This is a genomic window from Paraburkholderia flagellata (assembly GCF_021390645.1).
GTDB lineage: Bacteria > Pseudomonadota > Gammaproteobacteria > Burkholderiales > Burkholderiaceae > Paraburkholderia > Paraburkholderia flagellata.
This window is the reverse complement of record NZ_JAJEJT010000001.1, coordinates 2,151,103-2,174,957: the sequence shown is the minus strand read 5'-3', so window position 1 is coordinate 2,174,957 and position 23,855 is coordinate 2,151,103. Positions and strand designations below refer to the sequence as shown.

Annotated in this window: 25 protein-coding genes; 22 read left to right on the top strand and 3 right to left on the bottom strand. The window is 64.7% G+C overall.

The window, feature by feature from the left end:
- Window positions 1–78: 78 nt before the first annotated feature.
- Both L0U83_RS09655 and L0U83_RS09650 read right to left on the bottom strand, forming a co-directional pair.
- The gene (locus tag L0U83_RS09655) at window positions 79–801 is read right to left on the bottom strand and encodes an SAM-dependent methyltransferase (RefSeq protein WP_233882312.1); all 723 of its coding nucleotides are present in this window, start codon (window positions 799–801) and stop codon (window positions 79–81) included.
- Window positions 798–1,436 (bottom strand): Maf-like protein, encoded by a 639-nt coding sequence (locus L0U83_RS09650; RefSeq protein ID WP_233882311.1) that lies wholly within the window; start codon window positions 1,434–1,436, stop codon window positions 798–800. The genes L0U83_RS09655 and L0U83_RS09650 overlap by 4 nt, the downstream gene beginning before the upstream one ends.
- 421 nt (window positions 1,437–1,857) lie before the next feature.
- Here L0U83_RS09650 and L0U83_RS09645 point away from each other — a divergent pair, with 421 nt between their 5' ends.
- From L0U83_RS09645 to nagZ, 22 genes are all read left to right on the top strand, one after another.
- Window positions 1,858–2,499 carry a DUF177 domain-containing protein gene (locus tag L0U83_RS09645; protein ID WP_233882310.1) on the top strand — a complete coding sequence of 214 codons (642 nt, stop codon included), beginning with the start codon at window positions 1,858–1,860 and terminating at the stop codon, window positions 2,497–2,499.
- A gap of 131 nt (window positions 2,500–2,630) precedes the next feature.
- Window positions 2,631–2,810: a 50S ribosomal protein L32 gene (rpmF, locus tag L0U83_RS09640; RefSeq protein ID WP_018441573.1), complete on the top strand. Its 180-nt coding sequence runs from the start codon at window positions 2,631–2,633 to the stop codon at window positions 2,808–2,810.
- Window positions 2,811–2,944: 134 nt separating this feature from the next.
- Window positions 2,945–4,084, top strand: a complete 1,140-nt coding sequence (plsX, locus tag L0U83_RS09635; RefSeq protein WP_233882309.1) for a phosphate acyltransferase PlsX — start codon at window positions 2,945–2,947, stop codon at window positions 4,082–4,084.
- Window positions 4,084–5,073, top strand: coding sequence for a beta-ketoacyl-ACP synthase III (locus L0U83_RS09630; RefSeq protein WP_233882308.1), 990 nt, complete (start codon window positions 4,084–4,086; stop codon window positions 5,071–5,073). Before plsX ends, L0U83_RS09630 begins: the two co-directional genes overlap by 1 nt.
- A 124-nt stretch (window positions 5,074–5,197) precedes the next feature.
- Window positions 5,198–6,136 carry an ACP S-malonyltransferase gene (gene fabD, locus L0U83_RS09625; protein ID WP_233882307.1) on the top strand — a complete coding sequence of 313 codons (939 nt, stop codon included), beginning with the start codon at window positions 5,198–5,200 and terminating at the stop codon, window positions 6,134–6,136.
- A 34-nt stretch (window positions 6,137–6,170) separates the two neighbouring features.
- Window positions 6,171–6,920 carry a 3-oxoacyl-ACP reductase FabG gene (gene fabG, locus L0U83_RS09620; protein ID WP_233882306.1) on the top strand — a complete coding sequence of 250 codons (750 nt, stop codon included), beginning with the start codon at window positions 6,171–6,173 and terminating at the stop codon, window positions 6,918–6,920.
- Between the two features lie 169 nt (window positions 6,921–7,089).
- Complete coding sequence (gene acpP, locus L0U83_RS09615; protein WP_004197638.1) at window positions 7,090–7,329, top strand: acyl carrier protein; 240 nt, start codon at window positions 7,090–7,092, stop codon at window positions 7,327–7,329.
- A gap of 192 nt (window positions 7,330–7,521) precedes the next feature.
- Window positions 7,522–8,763 carry a beta-ketoacyl-ACP synthase II gene (gene fabF / locus L0U83_RS09610; protein WP_233882305.1) on the top strand — a complete coding sequence of 414 codons (1,242 nt, stop codon included), beginning with the start codon at window positions 7,522–7,524 and terminating at the stop codon, window positions 8,761–8,763.
- Complete coding sequence (locus L0U83_RS09605; protein WP_233882304.1) at window positions 8,760–9,254, top strand: hypothetical protein; 495 nt, start codon at window positions 8,760–8,762, stop codon at window positions 9,252–9,254. Before fabF ends, L0U83_RS09605 begins: the two co-directional genes overlap by 4 nt.
- Window positions 9,255–9,367: 113 nt before the next feature.
- The gene (gene rpoE, locus L0U83_RS09600) at window positions 9,368–9,967 is read left to right on the top strand and encodes an RNA polymerase sigma factor RpoE (RefSeq protein WP_027795258.1); all 600 of its coding nucleotides are present in this window, start codon (window positions 9,368–9,370) and stop codon (window positions 9,965–9,967) included.
- Window positions 9,968–10,058: 91 nt separating this feature from the next.
- Window positions 10,059–10,700 carry a sigma-E factor negative regulatory protein gene (locus tag L0U83_RS09595; protein ID WP_233882303.1) on the top strand — a complete coding sequence of 214 codons (642 nt, stop codon included), beginning with the start codon at window positions 10,059–10,061 and terminating at the stop codon, window positions 10,698–10,700.
- 5 nt (window positions 10,701–10,705) lie between these two features.
- The gene (locus L0U83_RS09590) at window positions 10,706–11,767 is read left to right on the top strand and encodes a MucB/RseB C-terminal domain-containing protein (protein WP_233883836.1); all 1,062 of its coding nucleotides are present in this window, start codon (window positions 10,706–10,708) and stop codon (window positions 11,765–11,767) included.
- Between the two features lie 24 nt (window positions 11,768–11,791).
- Window positions 11,792–13,327, top strand: coding sequence for a DegQ family serine endoprotease (locus tag L0U83_RS09585; RefSeq protein WP_233882302.1), 1,536 nt, complete (start codon window positions 11,792–11,794; stop codon window positions 13,325–13,327).
- A 5-nt stretch (window positions 13,328–13,332) separates the two neighbouring features.
- A complete protein-coding gene (locus L0U83_RS09580; protein ID WP_233882301.1) occupies window positions 13,333–13,668 on the top strand; it encodes a glutaredoxin family protein in 336 nt (111 codons plus the stop codon).
- A 173-nt stretch (window positions 13,669–13,841) separates the two neighbouring features.
- Window positions 13,842–15,635 carry a translation elongation factor 4 gene (gene lepA, locus L0U83_RS09575; protein WP_233882300.1) on the top strand — a complete coding sequence of 598 codons (1,794 nt, stop codon included), beginning with the start codon at window positions 13,842–13,844 and terminating at the stop codon, window positions 15,633–15,635.
- A 33-nt stretch (window positions 15,636–15,668) separates the two neighbouring features.
- The gene (gene lepB / locus L0U83_RS09570) at window positions 15,669–16,565 is read left to right on the top strand and encodes a signal peptidase I (RefSeq protein WP_233882299.1); all 897 of its coding nucleotides are present in this window, start codon (window positions 15,669–15,671) and stop codon (window positions 16,563–16,565) included.
- Between the two features lie 221 nt (window positions 16,566–16,786).
- Window positions 16,787–17,956: a ribonuclease III gene (gene rnc / locus L0U83_RS09565; protein ID WP_233883828.1), complete on the top strand. Its 1,170-nt coding sequence runs from the start codon at window positions 16,787–16,789 to the stop codon at window positions 17,954–17,956.
- Window positions 17,957–18,010: 54 nt separating this feature from the next.
- Entirely contained in the window at window positions 18,011–18,916 is a 906-nt protein-coding gene (era, locus tag L0U83_RS09560) for a GTPase Era (RefSeq protein ID WP_233882298.1), read from the top strand.
- An 18-nt stretch (window positions 18,917–18,934) separates the two neighbouring features.
- The gene (gene recO / locus L0U83_RS09555) at window positions 18,935–19,939 is read left to right on the top strand and encodes a DNA repair protein RecO (RefSeq protein ID WP_233882297.1); all 1,005 of its coding nucleotides are present in this window, start codon (window positions 18,935–18,937) and stop codon (window positions 19,937–19,939) included.
- On the top strand, window positions 19,936–20,700 hold the full coding sequence (gene pdxJ, locus L0U83_RS09550) for a pyridoxine 5'-phosphate synthase (protein WP_233882296.1): 765 nt from the start codon (window positions 19,936–19,938) through the stop codon (window positions 20,698–20,700). The genes recO and pdxJ overlap by 4 nt, the downstream gene beginning before the upstream one ends.
- 62 nt (window positions 20,701–20,762) lie before the next feature.
- Window positions 20,763–21,161, top strand: a complete 399-nt coding sequence (acpS, locus tag L0U83_RS09545) for a holo-ACP synthase (protein WP_233882295.1) — start codon at window positions 20,763–20,765, stop codon at window positions 21,159–21,161.
- Window positions 21,162–21,205: 44 nt separating this feature from the next.
- A complete protein-coding gene (gene nagZ / locus L0U83_RS09540; RefSeq protein WP_233882294.1) occupies window positions 21,206–22,246 on the top strand; it encodes a beta-N-acetylhexosaminidase in 1,041 nt (346 codons plus the stop codon).
- Window positions 22,247–22,345: 99 nt separating this feature from the next.
- Here the strand turns inward: nagZ and L0U83_RS09535 are convergent, their stop codons facing one another.
- Window positions 22,346–23,731, bottom strand: coding sequence for a sigma-54-dependent transcriptional regulator (locus L0U83_RS09535; RefSeq protein WP_233882293.1), 1,386 nt, complete (start codon window positions 23,729–23,731; stop codon window positions 22,346–22,348).
- Window positions 23,732–23,855: the final 124 nt, after the last annotated feature.

The following is a 23,855-nucleotide window of genomic DNA, read 5'->3' as shown; positions in this document are numbered from 1 at the left end:
TTCGCTCGTCCTCAATAAAAATCGGCCGCTGCGCAATGGTGCGCAGCGGCCGATTCGTTTTTGTGCACCGAAGCGGGTTCAGTTCGCGAGCATCAGGAAAATCGCCGGCCGCTTGTGCAAGTCGGGCGCGGGCTTCTTCTTCCAGTCGGACACGGCGCGGCTCACGATCGTCTCGGTGGGCAGCGTGAGATCGGCGGCGACGCACACGAGCGTGGAGGGCGCGCAGGTCGCGAGCAGGGCGTCGAGCAGCGTGCGGTTGCGATAGGGCGTCTCGATAAAGATCTGCGTCTGCTTGCCCTTGCGCGAGATCTGCTCCAGTTCGCGCAGCTTTTTCACGCGCTCGTTCGCGTCGACGGGCAGGTAGCCGTGAAACGCGAAGCTCTGGCCGTTCAGGCCCGACGCCATCAACGCGAGCAGGATCGAACTCGGGCCCACGAGCGGCACGACCTTGATGCCGCGCTCGTGCGCGCGCCGCACGAGCAGCGCGCCCGGATCGGCGACTGCGGGCACGCCCGCCTCGGAAACGAGCCCCGTGTCGATGCCCGCGAGAAGTGGCGCGAGCAGCTTCTCGACTTCGCCTGCGGGCGTGTTGACGTTCAGTTCGCGGATTTCGATTTCCTGGATTGGACGCGTCGTGCCCACGCGCTTGAGGAAGGCGCGCGTGGTCTTCGCGTTTTCGCCGATGTAGCTTGCGAGCGCGCCCGCGCGTTCGCGCACGGGCATCGGCAGCACGGCGTTCAGCGCGGCATCGTCGCCTTCGCCGAGCGTGTTGGGGATCAAATAGAGGGTACCCAGGCTCATGCTTGCATCTCCAGCAGCGGATAGCCCGCGGCGAGCAGCATGCGCGTGAGCGCGATGAGCGGCAGGCCGATCAGGGCGGTGGGATCGTCCGATTCGATCGCTTCGAGCAACGCGATGCCGAGCCCTTCCGATTTCGCGCTGCCCGCGCAGTCATAAGGCATTTCGGCGCGCAGATAGGCGTCGAGCGCCGCATCGGGCAGGTCGCGAAAGCGCACCTTCGTGACGACATCGACGGTATCCGTTTGGCCAGTAGCGGTGTCGAGCAGGCTCAGGGCACTATGGAACAACACGTCGCGCCCGCGCATGGCCTGCAGCTGCTCGAGCGCGCGCTCGTGCGTGCCGGGCTTGCCGATCTGGCGGCCATCGAAGGTGGCGACCTGGTCGGATCCGATCACGAGCGTGCGCGCGGCGCCCGCGGGCAGGGCGGCAGCCACTGCGCGGGCCTTCGCTGCGGCGAGGCGCAGCGCCGTCGCCTCGGGCGTTTCGCCGGGGTGCGGCGTTTCGTCGATGGCGGGTACGGCAGTCTCGAAAGGAATGCGCAGACGTTCGAGCAACTCGCGCCGGTAGCGCGAGCTGGAGGCGAGGATGAGAATAGGGCGGCCCGTGCGCGGGGCCTGCGAGGGAGAATCCTGCATGTTCGATCGAAGTATGAAAACGGCTGCGAATGTGACTGGCGTGGCTGGAACGTGCGGCTGTGGTTTCGGGTTTTCGGCTTGATTTCGTCTCGAAAACGGGGGCGGATTCCCCGCGAAACGTTCGCAAAACGTCGTCGGGGCCGCCCGAAAACCACGCTCGCACAGACCCTTGCGTACGCGAGCTTAAGTGTTTGACTCACAAAGATAAAGGCGATATGATTTTGGGCTTTTCATCGGTATGCTCTCGTCGCACGTCTTGTGCGGGCGCCAATATTTCCCGGCGTCACGCCGTTAGAGACCTTGCCGACAGTAGTGCGCCGGTGGGCCAGTACAGGCCGGTACTAGCTGGATTGCTGCGAGCCGCTGTTGGCTTTCGCGCATCGCTCGCCGGTCGCCCAAGCCTTGAAGCGGGAGAGCGCACATGACCGAACATACTGGTAAGCCTGCTGGCGCTGAACTGAACCCGCGTGACTTCGATATCTTCGAATTCGCGCGCAGCGAGCGCGAGGCAGCAGGCGTCGTGCGCGTCTCGCAACTGCCGCGCATGTTAAACGAAGTCCCGGCCGAGGCGCCAGATCGCGATACCGCGTTCACCTGGCAGGCTGCGGGCTTTATCCAGCAGGAATTGCAGGACAACGGCACCGAAGGGGCGCAGCCATACCTGCGCCTTGCCGTTCACGGTGGCGCGTGGCTCACGTGCCAGCGGTGCCTCGCTCCGTACGAGCAGGCATTCAATGCGGGTGCGACCTTCCGTATCGTCCAGACGGAAGAAGAGGCGGACGAGTTTCCGCTCGACGACGATGAAGTCGAAGTGATCGTGGGCTCGCGCCATTTCGATCTCGTCGACTTGATCGAAGAGGAGCTGTTGCTCTCGCTGCCGCTGGTGCCGAAGCACGAAGTCTGTCCGGAAATTCACGAAAGTCTCGCCTCGGGTCCCGATGGCGCGGAGGGCGTGGATTCCGTGGACGACGTGCCGGAGCAGGAAATCGAGCCGGAAGAGCGCGTCAACCCGTTTGCGGCGCTCGAATCGCTCAAGAAGGACGGTCCTGGCAGCAAGCACTAAGCTAAGCCTTAGGCAGTTGCATGGGGCAGGCAGTACCAGACGCGTGGGCCTGAGCCCGGAGTCCGGCCACCCAAGGGTGGCGGCGGCCGGATCGGGCTGTGTTAGAATTCGGAAAATTTTCAGGAGTTATCATGGCAGTTCAACAAAACAAGAAGTCGCCGTCGAAGCGCGGTATGCACCGCTCGCACGATTTCCTCACGGGCGCGCCGCTGGCCGTCGAGCCGAGCACGGGTGAAGTGCATCTGCGTCACCACATCAGCCCGAACGGCTACTACCGCGGCAAGAAAGTCGTCAAGACCAAGAACGACTAATCGTTCCAGCGTGCGGCGCGTGGCTTGCAGCCTGGCGCCGCATCTGACGATTCTGTTCGCTTGACCATATTTCGGCTCGGCAAAAAGGCGGCATTCAACTGCCGCTTTTTTATGCCTGAAATCCGTCGCATTCCATGACTGTTACGCTCACGATAGATTGCATGGGAGGCGACCACGGCCCGTCCGTGACGGTGCCTGCCGCAGTCCATTTCGTCCGCTCGCACCCCGACGCGCATCTCATGCTCGTGGGCGTCGAGTCGGCGGTTCGCGCCCAGTTGAAAAAGCTGAAGGCGTCGGACCATCCCGCGCTTACCGTCGTGCCCGCCACCGAGGTCGTCGAAATGGACGATCCGGTTGAAGTCGCTCTGCGCAAGAAAAAAGATTCGTCGATGCGCGTTGCGCTCAATCGCGTGAAAGAGGGCGAGGCGCAAGCCTGCATCTCGGCCGGCAACACCGGCGCGCTGATGGCCGTTTCGCGCTATGTGCTCAAGACGTTGCCTGGCATCGAACGCCCGGCTATCGCCTTTGCATTGCCCAATCCACGCGGTTACACGACGATGCTCGACCTCGGCGCGAACGTCGACTGCGAGCCGCAGCATCTGCTGCAGTTCGCGGAGATGGGCCATGCGCTCGTCGCGGCGCTCGAGGGCAAGGATCGCCCAACCATCGGGCTCCTGAATATCGGCGAAGAAGTCATCAAGGGCAACGAGACCATCAAGCGCGCGGGCGAGCTCCTGCGCGCGAGCACGCTGAACTTCCGCGGCAACGTCGAAGGCAACGACATTTACAAGGGCACCGTCGACGTCATCGTCTGTGACGGTTTCGTTGGGAATGTCGCGCTCAAGACGTCGGAGGGCCTCGCGCAGATGCTCAACGACATGATCAAGGAAGAGTTCGGCCGCTCGTGGCTCACGAAGCTCATGGCGATTGCCGCACTGCCCGTGCTGATGCGCTTCAAGAAGCGCGTGGACCATCGCCAGTACAACGGCGCGGCGTTGCTCGGCCTGAAAAGTCTCGTCATCAAGAGCCACGGCTCGGCCGATGCCTACGCGTTTGAGTGTGCGATCAATCGCGGGTATGATGCCGTCAAAAATGGCGTGCTTGAGCGCCTTGCGCGCGCCATGGAAGAAAACGCCGGTTCGCTCGAACGGGCGGCAGACGAGACCGGCGGCGCCCAGAACGTGCAAGCCGCTCAGGCGGGGCAGGCTACCAGCGCGCCCAGCCAGGCAGCGGGCGAGGTACCGCCCGGCGCCGCATCATCCTCGAAGGCATAATGGCTCAATCGACTCTGTATTCCCGCGTGATCGGCACGGGCAGCTACCTTCCGCCTGATCGCGTCACCAACCAGGAACTGGCCGAACGGCTCGCCGCGAAAGGCGTCGAGACGAGCGACGAGTGGATCGTGGCCCGCACCGGCATTCACGCGCGCCACTTCGCCGCACCGGACGTCACGACGAGCGATCTCGCGCTTGCGGCGTCGCAGCGCGCGATCGCGGCGGCCGATGTCGATCCGCAGTCGATCGACCTCATCATCGTCGCCACTTCCACGCCCGATTTCGTGTTTCCGAGCACGGCCTGCCTCTTGCAGAACAAGCTCGGCATCCGCAATCACGGTGCGGCGTTTGACGTGCAGGCCGTGTGTTCGGGCTTCGCGTATGCCGTTTCGGTGGCTGACAGCCTCATCCGCAGTGGCCAGAACCGCACGGCGCTCGTGGTCGGCGCGGAAACTTTCTCGCGTATTCTCGACTTCAACGACCGCACCACCTGCGTGCTGTTCGGCGACGGCGCAGGCGCGATCGTGCTGCAGGCCTCGAGCGAACCGGGCGTGCTCTCAAGCGCGCTGCACGCCGACGGCAGCTACGCGCACATCCTGTGCACGCCGGGCAACGTGCATGGCGGCGTGATCGCCGGCAACGCGTTCCTGCACATGGACGGCCAGGCCGTGTTCAAGCTCGCCGTGAACGTGCTCGAAAAGGTCGCGATCGAGGCGCTCGACAAGGCGCAACTCACTGCCGACCAGGTCGACTGGCTGATTCCGCACCAGGCCAACATCCGCATCATGCAGGGCACCTGCCGCAAGCTCGGCCTGCCCGCCGAGCGCATGGTGGTGACGGTGGGCGAGCATGGCAACACCTCGGCGGCCTCGATTCCGCTCGCCTTTGATGTCGCGGTGCGCGACGGCCGCATCAAGCGCGGCCAGAACGTGCTGATCGAAGGCGTGGGCGGCGGCTTCACCTGGGGCGCCTCCGTCATCCGCTTCTAAACATTCTGAGCGGGCTTTCGCGCTCCCGCAGCCGGGCTGTACGCACGACATGCACGTTGTGCGCCGCCGGCGGCGGTTCATCCGAGCGCATTGCCCACCCGTATTGACCGAATTTGGGGACGTTATGAAATTTGCGTTCGTTTTTCCTGGGCAAGGCTCGCAGGCCGTCGGCATGCTCGACGCCTTTGCCGATCACGCTATCGTGCGCGAGACGCTGCAAGAAGCGTCCGACGCGCTCGGCCAGGACCTCGGCAAGCTGATCGCCGAAGGCCCCGCTGAAGAACTCAACCTCACCACCAACACGCAGCCGGTCATGCTCACCGCCGCCTACGCCGTTTACCGCGCGTGGCAGCAGGCGGGCGGCCCGGCGCCGGCCATCGTCGCGGGTCACAGCCTCGGCGAATACACGGCGCTCGTCGCCGCCGGCGTGCTCGCGTTCCGCGACGCCGTGCCGCTCGTGCGCTTTCGCGCCCAGGCCATGCAAAGCGCGGTGCCGGTGGGCGAGGGCGGCATGGCCGCCGTGCTCGGTCTCGACGACGACACCGTGCGCGCAGTCTGCGCCGAAGCCGCAGCTGCGAGCGGCGGCGTGGTCGAAGCCGTCAACTTCAACGCGCCGGCGCAAGTCGTGATCGCAGGCCACAAGGGCGCGGTCGAGAAGGCCTGCGAAATCGCCAAGGCGAAGGGCGCCAAGCGCGCGCTGCCGCTGCCGGTTTCGGCGCCATTCCACTCGTCACTGCTCAAGGCCGCCTCGGACCAGTTGCGCGACTACCTCGCGAGCGTCACGCTGAATGCGCCGCAAATTCCCGTGGTGAACAACGTCGACGTGGCCTTCGAAACCGACCCCGCGAAGATCCGCGACGCGCTCGTGCGCCAGGCCGCGGGTGCCGTGCGCTGGGTCGAGTGCGTGCAGGCCATCGCGGCGCAAGGCGCGACGCACGTGGTCGAATGCGGTCCGGGCAAGGTGCTTGCGGGCCTCACCAAGCGTATCGACGGCAAGCTGGTCGGCGCCTCGGTGCTCGATCCGAAGTCGCTCGATGAAGCGCTCGCGCTTCTGAAGGCGTAAGCGTCTACGTCACCACCGCTAACGGATTCAAACGATGGAAAAGACTCTCGACAATCAAGCCGCAATCGTCACCGGCGCCACGCGTGGTATCGGCCGCGCGATCGCGCTGGAACTGGCGCGCCAGGGCGCGACGGTGATCGGTACGGCAACGAGCGAAGCCGGCGCGCAGGCAATTTCTGCCGCCTTCGAAGCGGCGGGCCTGAAGGGGCGCGGCGCCGTGCTCAACGTGAACGACGGCGCTGCGGCAGAAGCGCTCATCGACGCAACGGTCAAGGAATTCGGCGGTCTCGCTATCCTCGTCAATAATGCGGGCATCACGCAGGACAACCTGGCGATGCGCATGAAGGACGACGAGTGGGATTCGGTCATCGACACCAACCTGAAGTCGGTGTTCCGCCTCTCGCGCGCCGTGCTGCGCCCGATGATGAAGGCCAAGGGCGGCCGCATCATCAACATCACGTCGGTGGTGGGCTCGTCGGGCAACCCGGGCCAGGCCAACTACGCGGCCGCCAAGGCCGGCGTGGCGGGCATGACACGCGCACTCGCACGCGAGATCGGCAGCCGCGGCATCACCGTGAACTGCGTCGCGCCGGGTTTCATCGACACCGACATGACGAAGGACCTGCCGGCGGAGCAGCAAGCCGCGCTCAAGCAGCAGATTCCGCTGGGCCGCCTCGGCAGCCCGGACGACATCGCGCACGCGGTCGCATTCCTCGCGTCGCCGCAGGCGGCCTATATCACGGGCACGACGTTGCACGTGAACGGCGGCATGTATATGTCTTAACCGGATTCAGGTACTATCCGCGCCTTGATGCGCTTGATGCAAAAACCTTGCGCAAGCGCCGTCGCGGATAGCCATTCCGGAACCTTGAGCGCCGCTTTTCAGCCAGGTCAAACCTGATAAAATGCGCGCACTCGCATTCATGAGCTAACTTTTTTCCCTTGGAGGGGTAATGGACAACATCGAACAGCGCGTCAAGAAGATCGTCGCCGAGCAACTGGGCGTCGCCGAAGCTGAAATCAAGAACGAAGCTTCGTTCGTGAACGATCTGGGCGCAGACTCGCTCGACACCGTCGAACTGGTCATGGCTCTCGAAGACGAGTTCGGCATGGAAATCCCGGACGAGGAAGCCGAGAAAATCACGACGGTTCAGCAAGCGATCGACTACGCTCGCGCGAACGTCAAGGCCTAAGCGCCCGATTCCCGCCTGGGCCGCGCAACGCATGCGCGCTAGCGGCCCGCGAGGACGCTCGCCCGTGAAACCGCATACGCCTGCCGCACTCGCTGCGGGGCATCTGCCGGTCAACTAGCCACAGGGCTCACAGGAGCATTTCCTGTGGCCTCTGTGGCTTTTGTTTTTGTCATCTATGGATAAGGGGTTACCGTGAGCCGTCGTCGAGTTGTTGTTACAGGCCTGGGGCTGATTTCGCCTGTTGGCAATAATGTTGCCGACGGCTGGGCCAATCTGGTCGCCGGGAAGTCCGGCATCGCCAACATCACGAAGTTCGACGCTACGAACTTCTCGACCCGCTTTGCCGGCGAAGTGAAGGGCTTCAACGTCGAAGACTACATGCCGGCGAAAGAAGCGCGCCATATGGATACGTTCATCCATTACGGCATTGCTGCGGGCATCCAGGCGATCAAGGACAGCGGGCTCGAAGTCACCGAAGCGAACGCGGAACGGATCGGCGTGAACGTTGGCTCGGGCATCGGCGGTCTGCCGATGATCGAAGTCACGCAAACCGAACTGCTCAACCGCGGTCCGCGCCGCATTTCGCCGTTCTTTGTGCCGGCCTCGATCATCAACATGATCTCGGGCCATCTGTCGATCAAGTACGGCCTCAAGGGCCCGAATCTGGCGATGGTTACGGCTTGCACGACCGGTCTGCACTGCATCGGCGAAGCGTCGCGTCTGATCGAATACGGCGACTGCGACGTGATGATCGCGGGTGGCGCGGAATCGACCGTGTCGCCGCTCGGTATCGGCGGCTTCGCGGCGGCGCGCGCGCTCTCGCAGCGCAACGACGATCCGGCGACGGCGAGCCGTCCGTGGGACAAGGACCGTGACGGCTTTGTGCTTGGCGAAGGCGCCGGCGTGATGGTGCTCGAAGAGTACGAACACGCGAAGGCGCGCGGCGCGAAGATCTATGCGGAAATCGGCGGCTACGGCATGAGCGGCGACGCGTATCACATGACCGCTCCGCTGGAAGACGGCGATGGTGCGCGCCGCTGCATGATCGCCGCGATGAAGAACGCGGGCGTCAACGCCAATGAAGTGAACTGGCTGAGCGCGCACGGCACGTCAACGCCGCTGGGCGACCTCGCGGAAACCACGGCGATCAAGCGCGCCTTCGGCGATCATGCGAAGGACATCGTCGTGAACTCGACCAAGTCGATGACGGGCCACCTGTTGGGTGGCGCGGGCGGGCTGGAATCGGTGTTCACGGTGCTGGCCGTGCACAACCAGATCTCGCCGCCGACGATCAATATCTTCAACCAGGATCCGGCATGTGACCTGGACTACTGCGCGAACACCGCGCGGGACATGAAGATCGACGTCGCGCTGAAGAACTCGTTCGGCTTCGGCGGCACGAACGGCACGCTCGTCTTCAAGCGTCACGCTTGATTCCGCACGACGAGACAGCGGCCGCGCCGGATCCTTCGGCCGGCCGCGTTCCTGCTTTCCCCTCGCGGCGCGCGGGCGCGCCGCTTCTTTCCCTGCGTCCGTCGCTCGCATTGCAACTCCTCGTTGCGGCGGGCTTGGGCGTGGCCACGGCCGCCGTCTACACGACACTTGCGCCATGGCTCGGCGTCTGGCAAGCCTTGCCTGTTACGCTGGCGTTCTTCGCGACCGGTGGCCTTGCGGCTGCGGCGTGGCGTCGCAAGCAGCCAGCGTTCATCGAAATCGGGTCAGATTTCCTCGCGGCGTATTCGCGCGATGGCGCTTGCCTCGCGGCCGGGCGGCTTGCCGGCGCTGCGCAATGGGGCACATGGCTGCTCGCGCTTGTCGTGGAGCAGGGTGCACGCCGCGCGACGATTCTCGTCGCCGCCGACGCCGTCCCGGCAGATATCTTCCGTACCTTCGCCGTGCGCGCGCGCAGCGCGGCCGGCCGCTGAGCTTCCCTTCGCTGTAAAGCTTGTAACCGCTGTTACTCGCTTAACGTGAGACCGTGGCGGGGACGCTACAATGGTGCCCCCACGTCTCCAACATGTGCTAACGGATTTTTCAGGTGAGCGAAAAAGAAATTGATCAGGTTCTGGTCGAGCGCGTGCAAAAAGGCGACAAGGCCGCGTTTGAGCTCCTGGTCTCGAAATACCACCGCAAGATCATCCGGCTGATCTCGCGCCTCGTACGGGACCCCGCCGAGGTCGAGGACGTGGCCCAGGACGCCTTTATCAAGGCTTACCGCGCACTTCCGCAGTTTCGTGGCGAATCGGCTTTCTATACGTGGTTGTACCGAATTGCTGTCAATACGGCGAAGAACTACCTTGCCACGCAGGGTAGACGCGCGCCGACTTCTACCGAGGCAGATGCTGAAGAAGCTGAAACTTTCTCGGACGCCGATCAACTAAGGGATATCAATACGCCCGAGTCGATGTTGATGAGCAAGCAGATCGCCCAGACGGTCAATGCTGCAATGGCGGTTTTACCGGAAGAGTTGCGCACCGCCATTACGCTTCGGGAAATAGAAGGCCTAAGCTATGAGGAAATCGCCGAAATGATGGGGTGCCCGATCGGCACCGTCAGATCGAGAATTTTCCGCGCTCGGGAAGCCATTGCGGCAAAATTGCGTCCGCTGCTGGACACTCCGGAAGGCAAGCGCTGGTAAGAAGAACAACCAGCTCCGCCCCGGGCGGCGGCGCGATTCACCAGAATGAGTTGGTGTCATCAGGGACGTCTGTTAGGGAATGGGGAGCATCATGGGTTCGGTCTCGATGCAATCGGTATCAAGCTCGCGCGGCGAGCGTCTGTCCGCCTTCGTCGACGGTGAAGCGTCGGCGCAGGAGCATCTGAACGGAAATTATCTGGAACTCGACGGCGAAGGGTGCGCAGCCTGGTCGGAGTACCACCTGATCGGCGACGTACTGCGCTCGGACGATCTGGCCCTCAGTCAGGCGGCGAGCCGCGCTTTCATGACGGGTTTCGCCGCGCGGTTCGAAGCGGAGCCGCATCTGCTCGCACCCGCCGCGCTGCCGCAGGCGCAGGCTGGCCGCAATGAGCGCGTGGGCCGTATGCTGGCGCTGCGCCGCCGCGTGATGCCGTCGCTGGCCGTGGCTGCCGCGGCTGCCACGCTCACGTGGATCGTCATGCCGCAAATGCGCGGCGTGGGCATGGCCGGCGCGCCGCAAATCGCCGCCGTTCAGTCGCAGGGCGACGGCGTGCAGCGCGTGGCGATGAACACCGTGCCGGCGCCTGTTGCGGGCGCTCAGGACGGTAATATCATCCGCGACGCGCGCCTCGACGAATATCTCCAGGCGCATCAGCAGTTCGCCCAGCAGCCGGTCATATCGGATTCGATGCCGTACATCCGCTCAGCCGCTCTCACCACGCAAGGCCAATAAGTTTGATGCAGACATTGCGGTTGAATAAAAAGACGATCTGGGGGCGGTTGCCGGCATTCCTGTGCTGCGCAGCCGTGATGTTCACCGCTCTGTCTGTCGCCCCGCGTGCCCACGCGCAAGGCGCGTCCGCGGCCGACGCCGCCACGCGCCAGAGCGCGGCACAGCTGCTCGACCGCATCCAGCAGGCATCCCAGCAGCAAAGCTACGAAGGCACCTTCGTCTATCAGCGCGGCGAGTTCGTGCAGTCCTCGCGCATCACGCACTACGCCTCGAAGCAGGACGGCGAGTTCGAGAAGCTCGAAAGCCTCGACGGCAAGCCGCGCACGATGCTGCGCCACAACGACGATCTCTATACCTTCGTGCCCGAGCGCAAGCTGCTCGTCGTCGAAAAGCGTCAGAACAAGGACGCTTTCCCGGCGCTGCTTTCTACGAGCGGTGACCAGGTGCTCAGCGTCTACGAGCCGAAGATGCTCGGCAACGACCGCGTGGCTGGCCTCGACAGCCAGGTGATCCAGCTCGACCCGAAAGACAATTTCCGTTTCGCCTACAAGCTGTGGGCTGACGCGAAAACCGGTCTGCTGCTGCGTTCGCAGATGCTCGACCCTTCGAACGGCCAGGTGCTCCAGCAACTCGCGTTTACGCAGGTGCGCATCGGTGGTGCCGTCGACAAGACGCCTATCGTGAACGGCATGCGCAATATTGAGGGCTGGAACGTGGTGCGCCCGCCGCTCCAACCGGTCGACATAGAAGCGCAGGGCTGGTCGTTTGGCCAGACCGCACCGGGCTTCCAGAAGATTCGCGAAGTTCGGCGGCCCATGGCTGCACGCGACGCGAGCGATCCGCCTATTGCGGTCGATCAGGCGGTATTCTCTGACGGACTGTCCACGCTGTCCGTCTTTATCGAACCGGTCAAGAACAACAGTCGCAAGGAAGGCGCGGGCAGCAGTGGTGCGACCCACGTGCTCGTGAAGCGCAACGGCGATTACTTCATCACGTTGCTTGGCGAAGTGCCCCAGACCACGTTGCAGCAGTTCGCGTCTGCCATAGAATACAAGGCTCCCAGGTAAATCCTTCCTTCGGCTGACTTCGATATGACGATTCTCCCGCTGCGCAAATTCTTCGCGGCCGCGGTCGTGGCGGCGTGCCTGCCGTTCGCACCGCACGTGGCATCGGCGGCGCCGGCCGCCAACCTGCCCGACTTCGCCGACCTCGTGGACAAAGTGGGGCCGTCGGTCGTCAATATCCGCACCACCACACGCGTCTCCACGGCCCAGCGCGGACTCCCGCCGGGCATGGATCAAGGCGACATGTCAGAATTCTTCCGCCGCTTCTTTGGCATCCCGCTCCCGCAAGGGCCGCAGGGTGGGCAAGGCGGCGGTCAGGGCGGAGGCCAGGGCGGTGGCGGTCAAGGCGGAAGCCCCGGCGGTGGCGGTTCGGACTCGGGCCCCGACAGTGGCAACGACAGCGAACAGAACAGCGGCGTCGGCTCGGGTTTCATCCTGTCGAGCGACGGCTACGTGATGACCAACGCGCACGTGATCGACGACGCGGACAGCATCTACGTGACGCTCACCGACAAGCGCGAATTCAAGGCGAAGCTGATCGGCGTGGACGATCGCACGGACGTTGCCGTGGTGAAGATCCAGGCCGCGAATCTTCCGGCTGTGACGATGGGCGATTCGAACAAGGTGCGCGTGGGCGAGTGGGTCGTGGCGATCGGTTCGCCGTTCGGCCTCGAGAACACCGTGACGGCGGGCATCGTGAGCGCGAAGGGGCGTGACACGGGCGACTATCTGCCGTTCATCCAGACCGACGTGGCCGTGAACCCCGGCAACTCGGGCGGGCCGCTCATCAACATGCAAGGCGAGGTGATCGGCATCAACTCGCAGATCTATAGCCGCACCGGCGGCTTCATGGGCATTTCGTTCGCGATTCCGATCGACGAGGCGATGCGCGTGGCGGATCAGCTCAAGTCGACGGGCAAGGTCACGCGCGGCCGCATTGCCGTGGCGATCGGCGAGGTGACGAAGGACGTGGCCGACTCGCTCGGTTTGCCCAAGGCGCAAGGCGCGCTCGTCTCCAGCGTCGAGCCGGGCGGCCCGGCCGACAAGGCGGGCATCCAGCCTGGCGACATCATCCTGAAGTTCAACGGCACGAGCGTCGACGCCGCGACCGACCTGCCGCGCATGGTTGGCGACACGAAGCCGGGCACCAAGGCGACCGTCACGATCTGGCGCAAGGGCGCGACGCGCGATCTGCCGATCACGATCGCCGAGATGCAGACCGACAAAAGCGCGAAGGCCGACCAGAAAAAGGCGCCCGATCCCAAGCCGCGCGCGTTGAACGCGCTCGGTATCGCAGTGGTCGATATCCCCGCCGACCAGCTCGCCCAGCTCAAGATCAAGGGCGGTGCGATGGTGGATTCGGTGGACGGCCCGGCAGCGCGCGCCGGCCTGCAAAAGGGCGACATCATCTTGCGCGTGGGCGACACGGATATCACGGGCGCGAAGCAGTTTCAGGACGTGACTTCGCACCTCGACCCGCAGAAGATGGTGGCGGTGCTCGTGCGGCGCGGCGACAACACGCAGTTCGTTCCGCTGCGTCCACGCGCGCCGGGGCAGAAATAACGCCGATGCGCGCGCCTTTGCGGTCTTCGTCGGCAGCGCCGGGTGCGCTCGAACGTGTGAGCGCGCGCCTCGTGCTGTACGGGCGCGCGTGGTGTCATCTGTGTGAGGAGATGCGCGTGGCGCTCGAGCCGCTCGCCGTGGCAGCGGGCGCGCGGCTCGACGTCGTCGATGTCGATTCCGACCCCACACTCCAGGCGCGCTACGACGAACTCGTGCCGGTGCTCCTTTGTGACGGCGTCGAGCTGTGCCACTACCATCTCGACGAGGCGCGCGTGCGCGCTACGCTGGGCCTGGGCGCCGACGCACCGAGAGCGCTGCCTCAGGCGCCAGGCGGTGCGTGAAACGCGCATGCGATGCGCCGCGCGACGCGCACTCGCGCCATGACACATCCATTACGTCCCGGACGGTTCGCCTGTGGGACCCCTTTTCGGCTAAAATAGTCCGGTTTTTCATCTGTTTACGAGGCGTGTCCAGCTATCGTTGGGGCGCGCCTTTTTCGCTTGATCGGCACTGAATGAATCATATTCGTAACTTCTCGATCATTGCGCACATCGACCATGGCAAGTCGACGCTCGCCGATCGCATCATCCAGCTGTGTGGCGGCCTGTCCGACCGTGAGATGGAATCGCAGGTGCTCGACTCGATGGATCTCGAGCGCGAGCGCGGCATCACGATCAAGGCGCAGACCGCTGCGCTCTCGTACAAGGCGCGTGACGGCCAGGTCTACAACCTGAACCTGATCGACACGCCTGGCCACGTCGACTTCTCGTACGAGGTGAGCCGTTCGCTCTCGGCATGCGAGGGCGCTCTGCTCGTGGTGGACGCGAGCCAGGGCGTCGAGGCGCAGACGGTGGCGAACTGCTACACCGCGATCGAACTCGGCGTTGAAGTCGTGCCGGTGCTCAACAAGATCGACCTGCCCGCCGCCAACCCCGAAAACGCCATCGAAGAGATCGAGGACGTGATCGGCATCGACGCGACTGACGCCACTCGCTGCAGCGCGAAGACCGGCCTCGGCGTGGAAGACGTGCTCGAAGCGCTCATCGCCAAGGTGCCGCCGCCCAAGGGCGATCCGCAAGCGCCGCTGCAGGCGCTCATCATCGACTCGTGGTTCGACAACTACGTCGGTGTGGTGATGCTCGTGCGTATCGTCAACGGTACGCTGCGTCCGAAGGACAAGATCAAGCTGATGGCCACCGGCGCGCAGTATCCGGTCGAGCACGTCGGCGTGTTCTCGCCGAAGTCGCGCGACCTCGAGCAGCTCTCGGCGGGGCAGGTGGGCTTTATCATCGCCGGCATCAAGGAACTTGCCGCGACCAAGGTGGGCGACACCGTCACGCTCGTGAACCGGCCGGCGCCCGAGCCGCTGCCGGGCTTCAAGGAAGTGAAGCCGCAGGTGTTCGCGGGCCTCTATCCGGTCGAGGCGAACCAGTATGACGCGCTGCGCGAATCGCTCGAAAAGCTGAAGCTCAACGACGCTTCGCTGCAATACGAACCGGAAGTCTCGCAGGCGCTTGGCTTCGGTTTCCGCTGCGGCTTCCTGGGTCTCCTGCACATGGAAATCGTGCAGGAGCGTCTCGAGCGCGAGTTCGACATGGATCTCATCACCACGGCGCCGACCGTGGTGTACGAAGTCGTGCAGGCGGACGGCACCCTGATCAAGGTCGAGAACCCGGCAAAGATGCCGGAGCCCTCGAAGATCGGCGAAATCCGCGAGCCGATCGTCACGGTGAATCTGTACATGCCGCAGGACTACGTGGGTTCGGTTATCACGCTCTGTACGCAGAAGCGCGGCAACCAGATCAACATGCAGTACCACGGCCGCCAGGTGCAGCTCACCTACGAAATCCCAATGGCGGAAATCGTGCTCGACTTCTTCGACCGCCTGAAGTCGGTGTCGCGTGGCTATGCCTCGATGGACTACGAGTTCAAGGAATACCGCAGCTCGGACGTCGTGAAGGTCGACATGCTGATCAACGGCGACAAGGTCGATGCGCTGTCCGTTATCGTCCACCGCACGCAGTCGCAGTATCGCGGCCGCGAAGTGGCGGCGAAGATGCGCGAGATCATTCCGCGCCAGATGTACGACGTGGCCATTCAGGCCGCGATCGGCGCGCACATCATCGCGCGTGAGAACATCAAGGCGCTGCGCAAGAACGTGCTGGCCAAGTGCTACGGCGGCGACATCACGCGTAAGAAGAAGCTGCTTGAAAAGCAGAAGGAAGGCAAGAAGCGGATGAAGCAGGTCGGCTCGGTCGAGATTCCGCAAGAGGCATTCCTCGCCATCCTTCGTGTCGAAGATAAATAAGTAACGCAAATAAGCCGGACAACGGATCTCTACATGAATTTTGCGCTGATACTTTTTGTGCTCGTCATCTTGACGGGTGTTGCGTGGGTTGCAGACAAACTGGTGTTCATGCCACGTCGGCGCCTCGCCGCCGACGCGGCGGTCGCGGAGTTCGACCGTCAGCAGGAGCGTATCGGCGAGCGCTTCGCCGATGAAAACGCGCCTGCCACGCGTCAGAACCTGCGCAACGAAAAGCTGCGCCAGCCGTGGTGGCTCGAGTACACGGCGAGCTTCTTTCCCGTCATCCTGATCGTGTTCCTCGTACGCTCGTTCGTCGTGGAGCCGTTCAAGATCCCGTCGGGTTCGATGGTGCCCACGCTGCTAGTGGGTGACTTCATCCTCGTGAACAAGTTCGACTACGGCATCCGCCTGCCGATCACGAACACGAAGGTCACGCAGGGCCGGCCACTCGAGCGCGGCGACGTGGTCGTGTTCCGCTATCCGAAGGATGAGTCGGTCGACTACATCAAGCGCGTGATCGGCCTGCCGGGCGACGTGGTGTCCTATCAGGACAAGCAACTCACGATCAACGGCAAGCCGGTGCCGGAAGTGCCGCAAGGCGACTTCTTCGACGAAGAGCGCATTGGTTACGCGAAGCAATTCACGGAAGACCTCGGCAACGGCCGCAAGAACAACATCCTCAACAACCCCGCGGTGCCGCCGTTCATCGTGGGCGCAGAGGATTATCCGTATCGCGACAACTGCCAGTACAACGCACGCGGCGTGATCTGCAAGGTGCCGCCGGGCAACTACTTCATGATGGGCGACAACCGCGATAACAGCGCGGACAGCCGCTACTGGGGCTTCGTGCCCGACGCGAACATCGTGGGCCGCGCGTTCTTCATCTGGATGAACTTCAGCAACCTGCGTCGCATCGGTTCGTTCGAGTAATGTGTGTGCGATCGACGTGCGATGCACGTTGATCACGCTGCGCGAAGATGCCAGGGAAGCAGCAACAATAGGCGTATGCGCGAACACGAGTCTTGCTCGCACAACTCGCATCGCATCTTCGCGCGCTACTTGAAGAATCCTCGGTAACGTCGCTTCATCACGGTTTTTCGCCCGCCGCCCCCTGTTTTCGCCGGGGGCGGCGGGCGCGTTATACTCTCCCCATGCCCCAATCTCCGTTGGAAAGCCGTTTGCGCTATGAATTTCGCAATGCGGAATTGTTGCGCCAGGCTTTAACCCACCGCAGTCACAGTGCCACGCATAACGAACGCCTTGAATTCCTTGGTGATTCGGTTCTGAATTGCGCGGTGGCTGCCCTATTGTTCCAACGTTTTGGCAAGCTGGACGAAGGCGACCTCTCGCGCGTGCGTGCGAATCTGGTCAAGCAGCAGTCGCTCTACGAGATCGCTCAGGCCCTCAATATTGCCGACGGCCTGCGTCTCGGCGAAGGCGAGCTGCGCAGCGGTGGCTTCCGCCGCCCATCGATCCTCGCGGACGCGCTGGAGGCGATCTTCGGGGCGATCTTCCTCGACGGTGGCTTCGACGCCGCCCAGACGGTCATCAAGCGCCTCTACGTGCCGATCCTCGATCACATCGATCCGCGCACGCTCGGCAAAGATTCCAAGACGCTGCTGCAGGAGTACCTGCAAGGCCACAAGATCGCGCTGCCGACCTATACGGTCGTCGCGACGCATGGTGCGGCGCACAATCAACAGTTCGAAGTCGAATGCACGGTGCCGAAGCTCGACGTGAAGGTGTCGGGCTCGGGCGCAAGCCGTCGCGCGGCGGAGCAGGCCGCGGCGAAGAAGGCGCTCGACGAGGTCATGGCCGCGGCGCCGGCGCTGGTTGCGAAGCCGCGCCGCTCGAAGGGCGCGCGTGCTCCCAAGCCGGAACCCGAGGTCGTCCCGGGCGTGACGGGCGTGCAGGGCGCGCTCGATCTGCGCTCGCCGGAGCGCCGTGAGCGAATTTCGGCGCGTACCGAGCGTCCGGCGCAAACCGCGGCGGCCGAAGGCGCGCCGCTCGCGGTGATCCGCGCCGCGCACGTGCAGGAGCGGCCGGCGGAGAAGGACAAGCCGGCTGAAAAGCCCGCGGAGAAAGCCGAACGCGGTGCGGAGAAAGCGGGCGAAAAGCCGGCCGACAAAGCGGCAGGCTTCGATGCCGTACCGAGCGCCGGCTCCATTGCCCACCGTTCGGCCCCCGTAAAAGCCGACTCGGCGCTGCGCACCGTCGATCGGACGCACACCGCGACTACCGGCGGCACCAGCACCGATGCCGAGACCCATGCCGAAGCCAGTACGGCCATTCCCGTGCGCGCGGCCGATGCCGGGCATTGATTCCACCGAGGCGCGCCACGGGCGCGCCTCCCGTTTTTCTATTCCGGTCCGATCATGAACGCTCCCACTTCCACTCCTGCCGGTTTTCGTTGCGGCATGGTCGCGATCGTCGGCCGTCCGAACGTTGGCAAATCGACGCTGATGAACGCACTGGTCGGCCAGAAGATCAGCATCACGTCGCGCAAGGCGCAGACGACGCGCCATCGCATCACCGGCATCAACACGATCGATGACGCGCAGTACATCTTCGTCGATACACCCGGCTTCCAGACGCGCCACAGCACGGCGCTCAACCGCTCGCTCAACCGCGCGGTGACCTCCACGCTCAGCTCGGTCGATGCCGTGCTGTTCGTGATCGAGGCCGGCAAGTTCGGCCCCGACGATCAGAAGGTGCTCGACCTGATTCCGCCGAATGCGCCCACGATCCTGATCGCCAACAAGATCGACCGCGTGAGCGACAAGGGCACCCTTTATCCGTTCATCCAGCAGGTGCAGGGTCTGCGCGAGTTTCGTGAGATCGTGCCGCTCTCGGCCCAAAACCCCGACGACATCAAGCGCCTGCTCGCGACGCTCAAGCCGTATCTGCCCGAAGGCGAGCCGATCTATGGCGAAGACGATCTCACCGACCGCAGCGAGCGTTTCCTCGCCGCCGAAATCCTGCGCGAGAAAGTGTTCCGCTGGACCGGCGATGAACTGCCGTACACAAGCACGGTGCTGATCGACAAGTTCGAGCAGGAAGGGCGGCTGCGCCGCGTTTTCGCGACGATTCTCGTCGAGCGCGACACGCAGAAGGCGATGGTGATCGGCCAGAAGGGCGCGAAGCTCAAGCAGATCAGCACCGAGGCACGCCTCGACATGGAGAAGCTCTTCGACGGTCCCGTCTATCTCGAGACCTTCGTGAAGGTGAAGAGCGGCTGGGCCGACAACGACGCCGGGCTGCGCGCCTACGGTTACGAGTAAGCACGACGGGCACCGCGTATGAGTGACGGCGCAGCCGGAACCCTGCACGACGACTGGCCCGCGCACGACGAAGCGCAGGCCGACGAGGCATTCGCACCGGGCGAAGCGTCCGATTCCCGCGGCACGCGCCGCTCGCCCACGAAAAGCACGACGAGCACGCGAAGCACGAAGGCGCCGAAAGGCGCCGCCGCGCGCCACGCGATGACCGAAGGCGCCGACGCCACGCTTGAAGGCCGCGCCGAGCCGCGGCCAGCCCGCAAGACCACCGCGCGCTCGCAGCCGCCGCGCGCCTCACGCAGCACGACCCCCGATTACCGCATCGCCGAGCAGCCGGCTTTCGTGCTGCACAGCTATCCGTACCGCGAGACGAGCCTCATCATCGACGTGCTGTCGCGCGATCACGGCCGCGTGGCACTCGTTGCGAAGGGCGCGAAGCGTCCGCACTCGGCTTTACGCGGCGTGCTGCAAACGTTCCAGCCGCTCGCGCTTTCGTGGACCGGCAAGGGCGAGGTCCGCACGCTCACGGGCGCCGAGTGGGTCGGCGGCATGTTGCCGCTGACCGGCGACGCGCTGCTGTGCGGCTTCTATGTGAACGAGCTGCTCGTGAAGTTCATCGCGCGCGAAGACCCGCACCCCGAACTCTTTCGCCACTATGTCGTCACGCTCACGCGGCTCGCACACGACGAGCCGCCCGTGCAGGTGCTGCGCTCGTTCGAGCGCGTGCTGCTGCGCGAGGCAGGCTACGCGCTCGCGCTCAACCGCACGGTGAACCGCAAGGCCGTGGCGGCCGAAGGCCGCTACGTGTTCGATCCGGAACGCGGCGTGCGCGAAGCATCGGACGAATGGCCCGCGCAATGGCCCCGGCTTTCGGGCCAGACGTTGCTCGACATGGAAGAGGACGATTACCATCGACCCCAGACGGTTGCGCAAAGCAAGGCGCTCATGCGCTTCCTGCTGAACACTTACCTTGGCGGCACGCCGCTCGCGACGCGCCAGATCCTGATCGACTTGCAGAACCTATGAGCTTCTTTCTCACTTCGCCCAACATGATCGACCTCGGCGTGAACATCGACCACGTCGCCACGCTGCGCAACGCGCGCGGCACCGCTTATCCCGATCCGATCCGCGCGGCGCTTCTTGCCGAAGAGGCGGGCGCCGATGCGATCACGCTGCATCTGCGCGAGGACCGCCGCCATATCGTCGACGCCGACGTGCGTGCGCTGCGCCCGCAACTGAAAACGCGCATGAATCTCGAATGCGCGGTGACGGCCGAGATGCTCGACATTGCGTGCGAGATCAAGCCGCACGACGTCTGCCTCGTGCCCGAAAAGCGCGCGGAACTGACGACCGAAGGTGGTCTCGACGTTGCGGGCCACTTCGACGCCGTTGCCGCCGCCTGCCGTCAGCTCGCGGATGCGGGCTGCCGCGTCTCGCTCTTCATCGACCCGGACGAAACGCAGATCCGCGCGGCGCACGAAACGGGCGCGCCCGTGATCGAGCTGCACACGGGCCGCTACGCCGAGGCGCACGACGCCGGCGAGCAGGAACGCGAATTCGAGCGCGTGGTGACGGGCGTGAACTGCGGCAACAGCCTCGGACTGAAGGTGAACGCCGGCCACGGCCTGCACTACACGAACGTGCAGCAGATCGCAGCCATCGACGGCATCATCGAGCTGAATATCGGCCACGCGATCGTTGCGCACGCAATCTTCGCGGGTTGGGAGAACGCGGTGCGCGAAATGAAGGCGATCATGGTCGCGGCGCGCCTCGGCACACGCGGCTGATTGCACTCGTTGCGACCCCGCGCGTCGCGCTCACGCAATCGACACATATCGACGGGAATCTCATGGGGATCTACGGTATCGGCACCGACATCATCCAGGTGAGCCGCGTGGCGGCAGTCATGGAGCGCACCAACGGGCGCTTCGCGCCGCGCGTACTCGGCCCGGACGAACTCGCCGTCTACGAGGCGCGCAAGGCGCGCTCTGAGGTGCGCGGCCTCGCATACCTGTGCACGCGGTTTTCCGCAAAAGAGGCGTTTTCGAAAGCGATCGGCCTTGGCATGCGCATGCCGATGACCTGGCGCGCCATGCAGACCCTCAACGAGCCCGGCGGCCGGCCTGTGATCGTCGCCTCGGGCGAGCTCGCGCAGTGGCTCGACCAACGCGGCATCACGGCGCGCGTGAGCATCACCGACGAGCACGATTACGCGGTATCGTTCGTGATCGCGGAAATTGACGGCTGATATCCATCGCCGTGCGTTGCGCGGCATCTACACAAAACTCATCGATGAAGAATAATCCCGGGCCAGTCATGCTCGACGTGGTGGGCACCACGCTGAACGACGACGACGTGCGCCGCCTCGCGCATCCGATGACCGGCGGTGTGATCCTGTTCACGCGCCACTACGAGAACCGCGCGCAGCTCGTCGCGCTGACCGACGCCATTCGCGCGGTGCGCGAGGACCTGCTGATCGCCGTCGACCATGAAGGCGGCCGAGTGCAGCGTTTTCGCACCGATGGTTTCACGGTGCTGCCCGCCATGGGGCGCCTCGGCGCGTTGTGGGACAAGGACGTGCTGCTCGCCACGAAGCTCGCGACGGCCGTGGGCTATATCCTCGCGAGCGAGCTGCGCGCGTGCGGAATCGATCTCTCTTTTACCCCGGTGCTCGATCTCGGCTACGGCCAGTCGAAGGTCGTGGGGGACCGCGCGTTCCATCGCGATCCGCGTGTCGTCACGCTGCTCGCCAAGAGTCTCAATCACGGGCTGTCGCTTGCGGGCATGGCCAATTGCGGCAAGCATTTTCCGGGGCATGGCTTCGCGACGGCGGACTCGCACGTTGCGGTGCCCGTCGACGAGCGTCCGCTCGAGGCGATCCTAGGCGAAGACGCGCTGCCTTACGACTGGCTCGGCCTCTCGCTCACGGCGGTGATGCCGGGGCACGTGATTTATCCGAAGGTCGATTCGAAGCCCGCGGGCTTCTCGCGCATCTGGGTCGAGGAGATTCTGCGCAAGCGGCTGCGCTTCACGGGGGCGATCTTCAGCGACGATCTCTCGATGGAGGCCGCTCGCCAGGGCGGCACGCTCACCGAGGGCGCGCGCGCCGCGCTCGAAGCGGGCTGCGACATGGTGCTGATCTGCAACCAGCCGCACGAAGCCGAAAAGGTGCTCGACGCGTTGCGCACCACGGAGCCGCGGCGCGCCGCCAAGGCTTCGGGCTTGCGCATCAGGCGCATGCGCGCGCGCGGCAAGGCGCTGCGCTGGGACAAGATGGTGGCGGATCCGGGGTACATCGAGGCGCAGGCATTGCTGCGTAGCGTGTTGCCTTGATGCCCTGATTGCCGCACCGGCAATACGAAAAAGGCGGTCCTTCGGAAACGAAGGGCCGCCTTTCTACATGCCGGGCGTGTTTCGTGGACTCGCGTGGACTCAGTTCAGCCGCATGCGCTGCAGCTTGTTGTAGAGCGTCTTGGGGCTGATGCCGAGCAACGACGCGGCGCGGTGCCGCGTGCCGCCTACGGCGTCGAGCGTCGCGCGGATCAGCATCTCTTCCACATCGGCGAGCGGCGTGCCCACGGTCACCTGCACGCGGCCGCCGTTCATGTCGCGCGGCCCCGCGCCGCTGCTTTCCTCGGCCTGCAAGGTTTCCAGCACCTCGCCCGAGGCGTGCCACGCGCGCCTCACGCGTTCGTGCAACTCGCGCACGTTTCCGGGCCAGTCATGGGCCAGGCACTCGCGGATGAACGACGGCGCGACGAGCCGCGTCGCGCCGGCCAGACCGTGCGTCTGGGCTTCCTGATTGAGTTCGTCGACGCACGCGAGTGCGAGCAGGGCGGCATCGTCGTCGCGCTCACGCAGTGGCGGCAGCGGGATCGCCGCGGCATCGAGGCGCAGCCATAGATCGTCGTGCAGCGCGCCCTGCTGGACGGCTTCGCGTGGTATTGCACGGGTGGCGGCAATCAGGCGGAAATCGGTGCCCACCTCGCTGCTGCCGCCCACGCGCATGAAGGTCTGCGAATCGAGCGCGCGCAGCAGCGTTGCCTGCTGCTCGCGCGTCAGGTCGGTCAGCTCGTCGATAAAGAGCGTGCCGCCGCTCGCCTGATCGACGAGGCCCGGCTCGCGCTGTTCCGCGCCCGTGAACGCGCCGCGCTCATGGCCGAAGAGCACGCTCGCTAGCGGGCGGCCGGCGGCCGCCTCTGCCACCAGCGAGCGCGCGTCGCACACGACGAACGGTCCCTTGCGGCGGCGGCTCAGCTGATGCAGCGTGCGCGCGGCGACTTCCTTGCCCGTGCCGGCTTCGCCGTGCACGAGCAGCGCCGCTTCGGTGGGCGCGAGCTGTTCGAGCGTGTCGTAGACATGCTGGATTGCGCTGCTGCGTCCGAGCATGGGCCCGAAGTGGCCCATCTGACGTAGCGTGGCGCGCAGCGCGCGCACTTCCTCAGTCAGCTCATAGGGACGCGGAATGCGTGCGAGCAGGCTGCGCAGGCGCGGAATGTTGACCGGCTTGAGCAGATAGTCCCAGATGCCGTGGCGCAGGCCTTCGATTGCGCTCTCGACCGTGGCGTTGCCGGTCATCACGATCACGGGCAGCGCGCCGCCAGGCGGCTGCGCGGGCAAGTGCGGCAGCAGTTCGAGACCGCCGCCGTCGGGCAGATTCAGGTCGACGAGTACGACATCAGGAATGAAGCGCGCAAGTGCGGCGCGCGCTTGCGCGAGCGAGGCGGCAGTGTCGACGGAGAACCCGTCGGCCGACAGGATCGCTGAGAGACCTGACAGGCTATTGGGATCGTCTTCGACAATCAGGGCATGTGGCATGGCGGTAGCGGCTTACGGATGAGCGCAATCGCGCCGGCGCGGCGCGCGCGGGGTAACGCACGCGTCCCGGCGGACAGCCGGGCAGCGCGCGGGAGCGCGGCACGATGCGAAAGATTTCACCGAG